11 protein-coding genes are annotated in these 8,071 nt (G+C 65.3%); 5 read left to right on the top strand and 6 right to left on the bottom strand.

Annotation, left to right across the window (positions count from 1 at the left end):
* Positions 1-274 precede the first annotated feature (274 nt).
* Positions 275-757, bottom strand: coding sequence for an aminoacyl-tRNA deacylase (locus BST28156_RS24445; RefSeq protein ID WP_040127444.1), 483 nt, complete (start codon positions 755-757; stop codon positions 275-277).
* Between the two features lie 397 nt (positions 758-1,154).
* Here BST28156_RS24445 and BST28156_RS24440 point away from each other — a divergent pair, with 397 nt between their 5' ends.
* A complete protein-coding gene (locus BST28156_RS24440) occupies positions 1,155-1,442 on the top strand; it encodes a YciI-like protein (protein ID WP_174903550.1) in 288 nt (95 codons plus the stop codon).
* Positions 1,443-1,454: 12 nt separating this feature from the next.
* Here BST28156_RS24440 and corA read toward each other — a convergent pair whose 3' ends face one another.
* A complete protein-coding gene (corA, locus tag BST28156_RS24435) occupies positions 1,455-2,432 on the bottom strand; it encodes a magnesium/cobalt transporter CorA (protein ID WP_060243446.1) in 978 nt (325 codons plus the stop codon).
* A 200-nt stretch (positions 2,433-2,632) separates the two neighbouring features.
* On the opposite strand from corA, the gene cydX reads away from it, so the two are divergent.
* Positions 2,633-2,779 carry a cytochrome bd-I oxidase subunit CydX gene (gene cydX / locus BST28156_RS24430; protein WP_063900200.1) on the top strand — a complete coding sequence of 49 codons (147 nt, stop codon included), beginning with the start codon at positions 2,633-2,635 and terminating at the stop codon, positions 2,777-2,779.
* The gene (locus tag BST28156_RS24425; RefSeq protein ID WP_174903549.1) at positions 2,776-3,393 is read left to right on the top strand and encodes a P-loop nucleotide/nucleoside kinase family protein; all 618 of its coding nucleotides are present in this window, start codon (positions 2,776-2,778) and stop codon (positions 3,391-3,393) included. The genes cydX and BST28156_RS24425 overlap by 4 nt, the downstream gene beginning before the upstream one ends.
* Positions 3,394-3,498: 105 nt before the next feature.
* Here the strand turns inward: BST28156_RS24425 and BST28156_RS24420 are convergent, their stop codons facing one another.
* Together BST28156_RS24420 and BST28156_RS24415 are read right to left on the bottom strand one after the other, a co-directional pair.
* The gene (locus tag BST28156_RS24420; protein ID WP_174903548.1) at positions 3,499-4,599 is read right to left on the bottom strand and encodes a saccharopine dehydrogenase family protein; all 1,101 of its coding nucleotides are present in this window, start codon (positions 4,597-4,599) and stop codon (positions 3,499-3,501) included.
* Between the two features lie 302 nt (positions 4,600-4,901).
* Entirely contained in the window at positions 4,902-5,366 is a 465-nt protein-coding gene (locus tag BST28156_RS24415) for an Lrp/AsnC family transcriptional regulator (RefSeq protein ID WP_059478760.1), read from the bottom strand.
* A gap of 375 nt (positions 5,367-5,741) precedes the next feature.
* On the opposite strand from BST28156_RS24415, the gene BST28156_RS24410 reads away from it, so the two are divergent.
* Together BST28156_RS24410 and BST28156_RS24405 are read left to right on the top strand one after the other, a co-directional pair.
* Positions 5,742-6,281, top strand: coding sequence for a Spy/CpxP family protein refolding chaperone (locus BST28156_RS24410; protein ID WP_174903547.1), 540 nt, complete (start codon positions 5,742-5,744; stop codon positions 6,279-6,281).
* A gap of 136 nt (positions 6,282-6,417) precedes the next feature.
* A complete protein-coding gene (locus tag BST28156_RS24405) occupies positions 6,418-6,849 on the top strand; it encodes a PGDYG domain-containing protein (protein WP_174903546.1) in 432 nt (143 codons plus the stop codon).
* A gap of 33 nt (positions 6,850-6,882) precedes the next feature.
* On the opposite strand, the gene BST28156_RS24400 is transcribed toward BST28156_RS24405, so the two are convergent.
* Both BST28156_RS24400 and BST28156_RS24395 read right to left on the bottom strand, forming a co-directional pair.
* Positions 6,883-7,245, bottom strand: coding sequence for a DUF3022 domain-containing protein (locus tag BST28156_RS24400; RefSeq protein ID WP_009689593.1), 363 nt, complete (start codon positions 7,243-7,245; stop codon positions 6,883-6,885).
* Positions 7,246-7,274: 29 nt separating this feature from the next.
* Positions 7,275-8,063, bottom strand: a complete 789-nt coding sequence (locus BST28156_RS24395; protein ID WP_174903545.1) for a YhfC family glutamic-type intramembrane protease — start codon at positions 8,061-8,063, stop codon at positions 7,275-7,277.
* Between the last annotated feature and the right edge of the window lie 8 nt (positions 8,064-8,071).

Here is an 8,071-nt window from a genome sequence, read left to right as displayed (position 1 = left end):
CGGACGGCCCGTTAAGGCGGGAGGCGACCATTCCATCTATTTAGCGGAAACGCGACATCTGAACTTGGGACCTACACCAAAACCATCGATAATCAGCATTATGTAAAATCAATAAGACAGCCACCGAATCCAGCCCATCCTCCGCCCGCCGACGCGAAAAATCCGCATCCGCCGACACAAACAGCCTCCACCGAGCCGCTTCGCCCGGCAATCAAACGGCCGCCGGAATCCATTCAAGCGACGATGTGCATCCCCACGCGCACCCGGCCGACGCTCACGACAACATGCCCTGCATCTTGTGCGAAAAATGCGCGCGCTCGGCCGTTTCCATCAGCGCCAGGAACTCGTCCTGCATCATGTGGATCAGCGCTTCATGGTCGCCGGCCTCGAAATAGACTTCCGGCTGCTGAGCGAGACGCTCCTCGAGAAACGTCTTCATCCCGTACGCCATGCAGACCGGCGGCAACGCGCCCATGTCGCAATCCTTGAACAACTCGCGCAACTCGATTTCCCTGGCGAGCACGAGATGACGTCCCGTCTTCACCCAAAGATCCGACAGGCGCACCGCGTGCGTCGTCGGCAGCACGGCGGCGACGTAGCCCTCGTCGTCCTCGAGCAGCACGGTTTTGGCGAGCCGGTCGCCGGGAATATGTGCGGCGGCGGCCGTCTCCATGCTCGTATGGCTATACGGGTGGTACACGACTTCGTACCGCGATGACTTCTGGCGCAGGCAATCCTGCAGGGTGGCTGACACCATGGCACACCTCGTCTGGACGAATCGGGCGAACGAAGTTCGCACCGGATTCGTTCAGCATAGGTCGCATTCGGACCAATGGAAAACGCGACAACGCCGCGTGGTTCCGATCCCGTTTCCGGCGCGCCGGCGAAGCCGCGCAAACCCCTGAGTCATCGGCAAAAAGCCTGTTTGCCGCCCCTCCTTCCTGTAGACAAAAAAGAGTTCCCCCTCGGCTTTTCCATAAACAACCCAATAATCGAGCGGACGAAACGCCGGTAGACCGTTAGTTGCATTTGCAGAATACGAGCATTCGATGAAAATGCAGCAAATGCCCGATTCAGCCACGCGTTTGCGTCCGATTCACGGTGTCCTATACTGAGCGCGACACCGCGCCGGCACACCGACACCAGGAGAAACCATGCATTACCAGTTGATCTACGAACTCGTCGACGATTACCTGTCGCGCCGCGAGCCGTTCCGCGCGCAGCATCTCGCGCTCGCGCAGGCCGCGACCGAACGCGGCGAACTGGTGCTCGCCGGCGCGCTGGTCGATCCGGCCGACCAGGCCGTACTGGTATTCGAAGGCGACTCGCCGGCAGCGGCCGAATCGTTCGCGCGCGCCGATCCTTATGTGCAGAACGGCCTCGTGAAATCCTGGCGCGTGCGTCCGTGGCGCGTGGTCGTCGGCAAGCACGCGCCGCGCTAGGCGGGCGGGCGGCTACAGCCACCCTGCCCGCTTGAACCGCCACCACAACGCGAGATCGGCGCCGAGCATCACGGCGATGCAACCGTAAAAGCCGTATTTCAGATGCAGTTCCGGCATGTTCGCGAAGTTCATCCCGTAGATGCCGGCAATCATCGTCGGGATCGCGAACAGCGCGGCGAACGAGCCGAGCCGCTTGGTCACCTCGTTCTCGGCGAGCGAGATCATCCCGAGGTTGACCTGGATCGCCGTCACGACCATTTCACGCCGCCCTTCGATCGTCTTCACGATCCGCTGCAGATGGTCGTACACGTCGCGGAAGTAATTCTCCATGCCGCTGCAGACCTGCGGAATACGCCCGCCGGTGAGCTTCGCGAGCGGCTCGATCAGCGGCGCCGTGTGCTGGTACAGCATCACGAGCCGGCGCTTCAGCGAGTAGAGATCCTCGATGATCGCGCGCGACGACGCCGGCGTCGCCTTCGCGAAGATGCGGTCCTCGAGTTCCTCGAGTTCGTTGCCGAGCGTTTCGAGGATCGGAAAATAGCGGTCGACGACCTGGTCCATCAGCGCGTAGAACACGAACGCGGAGCCTTCCCGCAGCAAGTGCGGTTCGCGCTCGCAACGCTTGCGCACTTCGCGGAAATCCTGCTCGGTACGGTTTCGGATCGACAGCACATAGTTCGGGCCGACGAACACATTCAGTTCGCCGACCTTGAATTCGTCGTCGTCGTCGAGCTCGACCGTATGCAGCACCGCGAACAGCGAATCGCCGTACTCTTCGATCTTCGGACGCTGATGGCCCTTGCGGGCATCCTCGAGCGCGAGTTCGTGCAGTCCGAACTCCTCGCCCATCAGCTCGATTTCCTCGGGCGTCGGGTCCTTCAGCGCCACCCAGACGAAACACTCGGGCTTCGACACGTAGTCGCTGATGGCTTCGATATCGATGTCGGCCAGCTTGCGGCCATCCTGGTAAGCAGCACAGTTGATCAGCATGGTATCCGTGATGTTGCCGTTTTCGCGCCAGTTTACCGGTTTGCCGCGCGTCGATCTGTTCCCGTTGGTAACGGGCGGCCCGGCTTGCGCGCCGCGCCGATATTGGTCATGATCGGACTGCGTGCGCCGCAGCACGCGCACAGCGCACTTCGCAGGCTCGCGGCCCGGCCGCGCGGCCCAACCGCCAAGGAGACAGACCTATGTGGTATTTCGCGTGGATACTCGGCATCGGCGTGGCGCTCGGCTTCGGCATCATCAACGCGATGTGGCTCGAAGCCGAAGTGTTCCCGCGCGACGGCAAGCGCGTCGACACACCGCGTCAGGGATCGGGGAGCCGCTATTCGTGACGCATCTGGTGTTTTTCTGCGGCCACGCCGGCACCGGTAAGACCACGCTCGCGAAGCGGCTCATCGTGCCGCTGATGCGCGCAACCGGCGAGGCCTTCTGCCTGCTCGACAAGGACACGCTGTATGGCCGCTACAGTTCGGCCGCGATGGGCGCACTCACGTCGGACCCGAACGATCGCGACAGCCCGCTCTATCTGCAGCATCTGCGCGATCCCGAATACCAGGGCCTGCTCGACACGGCCCGTGAAAACCTCGCGCTCGGCATCAGCGCGATCGTCGTCGGCCCGCTGTCGCGCGAAGTCCGCGACCGGCGCATCCTCGATCGCGCGTGGCTCGGCATCGGGCCCGACGTCGCGCTGACGGTCGTCTGGGTGCATACGTCGGAAGATGTCGCACACGCACGCATCGTCGCGCGCGGCAACCCGAACGACGCGTACAAGCTCTCGCACTGGGACGAATACCGGCAACGCCGCTTCGTGCCGACCGGTCATGAATGCGACGGCATCGTGATGTTCGACAACACCGCGCCGGCCGATGCGGACGTCGACGCGCTGCTGTACCGCATCGTGCCGCCCGCCCCGCAGGCGACGATCGTCCCGCCGCTGCCGGCCTGAACGGCACGGCGCCCTTCCCTTCGGAATCGTCCCGCGCATGAAAAACGCCGGAAGCGCTGCTTGCGCTTCCGGCGTCGCACGGCCCTCGTTTGAGCGGATGCGTCGTCAGGCGACCGCGTGCACGCGCTCCATCGTGCCGCCTTCGTACAGCTTGCCGAAGCGGTTCGCGAGGAACGCCTTCAGCGACACCTTCTCCTGCGGAATGAAACCGCTCTGCGGCAGCTTCTTCTCGCGGAACAGGTCGAGCACCGCGCACATCGCGCCGGCCGTCGTGATCTGGATCGCGCTCATCGGCATCCCGAACACGTCCTTCGCGAAGATCTTGCGCGTGAACACGTCCTGCACCAGCTGACCGTCCTTCACGCCCGTCACCGTAATGAACACGAGCACGACGTCCTGCTTGGTCGACGGCACCGCGCGGCGCATGATCGACTTCAGCGTGTCGCGGTCGCTCGACAGGCGCAGGTCCTCGAGCAGGAACTGCACGAGATCGCGGTGGCCCGGATAACGCACCGACTTGTAGTCGAGCGTCTCGACCTTGCCCGACAGCGTCTCGCACAGCGTGCCGAGGCCGCCCGAGGTATTGAACGCTTCGTATTCGGTGCCGTCGAGCGAGAAATGCTCGAGGCCTTCGAGCGGCTGCACCCACTGCTTGCGGCCGTCGCGGATCGCTTCGCACGGCTGGCAGTATTCGTTGATCAGGCCGTCGACGCTCCACGTCAGGTTGTACTTCAGCGCGTTGGTCGGATACTCGGGCAGCGCGCCGACGCGCATCTTCACGTCGCGCACTTCGCTGAAGCCGTTCACGAGCTCGTGCGCGGCGAGACCGATGAAGCCCGGTGCGAGGCCGCACTGCGGCATGAACGCACGATCGGAGCCTTCGGCCAGTTCACGGATCGCGTGGGTCGCGCGCACGTCTTCGGTCAGGTCGAAGTAGTGAACGCCGGCAGCCTTCGCGGCGGCGGCGACGTTGACCGCGAGGTAGTAAGGCAGCGCGTTGACGAGCGCATCGAAGCCCTTCACGGCTTCGCGGATCGCAGTGGCGTCGGCCGAATCGACACGCTGCGTCGCGATGCCTTCGCGCGACAGCTTCGCGAGCGCATCCGCGTCGCGGTCGAACGCGACGACTTCGTAGTCGCCCGTTTCACGCAGTATGTGAGCAATGGTGTGGCCGATCAGACCTGCGCCGACGATGGCGATTTTCATGCGCTTATCTCCTGATAATGGGTTGCTGTTGTGTACGGCGTCGAGCCATGAACACAGTTTAGGGACGCGCAAAATCAGTTCCAAGACGAAGAATGATGCGAAACGACCGATATTTTCGACGAAATGACGATACATTTCGTCGAAACGGCGAAATCGTCTAAAAATCGTGTCATCGTCCGGCGCGAAACGGACGTGCGCCCGCCCGCCGCGACCTGCGGAGCGAGTCGAGAGAAGGAGAAAACCGGAAAAACGCCGAAGAAGAATCGCACGACGACGTCACCTGCGACGTCGACCGTGCCGCATCATCCGCCGATCGTCCCGCGATCGATCTTGCGCGACAGGATGATCGACGTCGTCGTGCGTTCGACGCCTTCGAGCGTACCGATCTGGTCGAGCAGATCGTTGAGCCGTTCCGGCGAATCGGCGCGCAGCCACGCGACATAGTCGTATTCGCCGCTCACCGCGCACAGCAGCTGCACTTCGGGCACGCGGTCGAGCTTGCGCAGCACGTCCTTGCCGAACTTCGGCGCGAGGATGATGCCGACATACGCATAAATGCTCGCGTCGAGCACGTCCTGCCCGAGCCGCACGCTGTACCCGGCGATCACGTTGGTGCGCTCGAGCCGCGCGATGCGCGCGACGACCGTCGTGCGCGCGACGTCGAGCTGGCGCGCGAGATCGGCGACGCTTGCGCGCGCATCGGCTTGCAGCAGCGCAACGAGTTGCCGGTCGAGATCGTCGAGTTGGTCGAGACGGGGTGGACGCATGAGGCTGGGTCGGCGCGTGTGGCGCACCGGCGAAATGGAACGTGACGCGATGATAGCGCCGAACGGCAGTACGCCCAACCGCCTACACGCCGTCGTGCAAGGGCGTCACGCGGTTCGCAAAAGATGCCTGCGTTGCGTCGTGTCGTCGCATCGCCGGCGCGACGCATCGGCCGTCCGACTCGTCGCCGACGCACGGCCGGCGCGGCCTCGCCGCCCTGCATTCCTTTCAATTTCGATTCGTTTCGGATGTAAGCAAGTGTCGCATTCGCTGCCGCTTTCCACGCAACGTGCTACTAATAGCGGGCGACGCGAGATGCGCGCTCGCGGCAGTTGCCGCCGCGCCCGCTCGCACGACACCACCCCGGAGAGCCAACCATGAAGAAAATCTCGCTCACCCTCGCTACGCTCGTCGTTGCAGCCGGCGCGTTCGCGCAGACCCCGGCGTCCGCTCCGGCCACGACGGCCGCCGCATCGGCGCCGAGCGCCGAGCAGCGTGCCGCCCGTCACGAAGCGCGCATCGAGGAACGCATCAAGTACCTGCACGACCAGTTGAAGATCACGTCGGCACAGGAACCGCAGTGGAAGACGTTCGCCGACACGATGCGCGAGAACGGCGACACGATGGGCCGCCTCTATCGCGAACGGATGGCGAACCACGACGTGTCCGCGGTCGACGACATGAAGCAGTACGCAGAGCTCGCGCAGGCCAACGCCGACGGCGCGAAGAAGCTGGCAGACGCATTCGCGCCGCTGTACGCGAGCTTCCCGGCCGACCAGAAGGCGCTTGCCGACACGACGTTCCGCAACTGGCTGCACCACGGCGGCGAACATCGCGGCAAGGGCAAGGGCCACGCGAAGGGCAAGGAAGGCAAGGCAGCCGCCGCGCCGGCCGCCAGCGCGCCCGCGCAGCCCTGATCTCCTGCCCTCCGACGCGGCGTCGCGCGGCCCATCCGGGCCGGTCGGCGCCGCGTTTCCCGTCCGGCGAACGGCGCCCGTCACACGGCGCGCCGATTTCGGGATAAGCTCCCGGCTTTTCCCGCACTTCCCCGCCATGCTCGAACTCAAGCACATCGATCTGCATACCGACCCGCAGGCGCGTCGCGTCGTCAAGGACGAGACCGTCACGGTCGCTTTCGCGGACGCCGACGGCGAACTGATGAGCCTCGAAGGCCCGAACCGCTATGTCGCGGGCGACGCGTTGATCACGGGCTCGACCGGCGACCGCTGGGTCGTGTCGCGCGCGCGCTTCGACGCGAAGTACCTGCCCGCCGATCCTGCGCTCGCGCACGGCGCACCGGGCGCTTACCGGAACCGGCCGGCCGTCGTGCTGGCGCGCCGGATGGACGAGCCGTTCACGATCGCACGCTCGGAAAACGGCGACACGCTGCGCGGCGTCGCCGGCGACTGGGTGATGCAGTACGCGCCCGGCGACTACGGCGTCGTGCAGGCGCAGCGCTTCGCGCAGGTTTACCGCGACGCGTGAGCGGCCGCGCCGGCAACGCGCCGGCGCCGCGCATCACGCGAAGTCTTCGTCGAGTTCGAGTTCCGCTTCGCGCTCGACGGCCTCGCCGGCCGCATGTCGCTCCTCGAGCGAGCCGAGCATCGCTTCCGCATACGCATGCAGTACCGCATGGCTGCGCGCGCGCTGCATCGGCTTCAGCGCCAGATAGCGCGCGAACGCGGCCGGCGCGATCCGCACGTCGAGCGTCATGCGTTTCGGCGTCGCGCCGAAACGCATCGCGAGCCACTGCACGGACAGAAAGCGCCCGCGCGCATCGCTGCTCTCGACAAAGCGCGTCTGTTCCGGAAAGAGATCGCAAATCACGCGCGCGAGCGCGTCGAATTCAGCGCTGTCGCATTCGATCAGATAATCGTCCATTTCGTCCCCTGCTTCGCGGTCGCCCGGCATCAAACGGCCGTGCGCGACGGCCGGCACGTCTTCACCAGCGCGACGATCAGCAGCGCAGCCAGCATGAAATACACGGCCTCGACCCATGCGGCCGACAGCACGCGCACCTGGTAAAGCAGCGCCGGCGCCGCCGCGAGCGCATGCAGCACGATCGCCAGCGGCAATACGCCCGCACGGCCGGCGCGCACGCCGCGCCACACCAGCACCGACAGCGCGAGCTGCAGCACGAAGGACGCGCAGCGCTCGAGCAGCAGCAATACGATCGACGGCATCGACAGCGTCGCCAGCATCATGTGCAGCCGCACGACGGTGTCGGCCGGCAAATCCGAAAGCTGCGCCTCGAACTGGCCGCGGCTCGCGAGCCACGCGAGGTACGACCATTGGCCCCACACCAGCACGCCGACGAACCACGCCTCGGCGCCGCCGTGACCGATCCCGTAGCCGATCCCGCGTCCGTCGCCGGCCGACGGCCCGTAGCGGCGCGCCAGGAACCGCATCCCGAGATAGCGGCCGACTTCCTCGAACACGGCGGTCGCGAGCGCGCTGTACGCGACGAACGCGAGCGGCTGCGTGAGCCAGCCGCCGGCCGGCGTCTGGCTCAGCACGAGCCCGTGGAAGGCGCGTTCGACGATCATCGCGAACAGCGTGAAGACGGCGACGCCGACGATCGTGTCGCGGCGGTCGAGCGCAAGCGGCTTGCGCAGATAACGGAAGAGGACGAGCGGCAGCAGCGCGATGATCAGCGTGGCGGCAATCAGCGCCGCCAGCGTGACGGGAGCGACAGTCATGTATTTCC

Source organism: Burkholderia pseudomultivorans, from assembly GCF_902499075.1.
Lineage (GTDB): Bacteria > Pseudomonadota > Gammaproteobacteria > Burkholderiales > Burkholderiaceae > Burkholderia > Burkholderia pseudomultivorans.
Note: the sequence above shows the minus strand (reverse complement) of the source record. Positions and strands in the feature narration are given on the sequence as shown.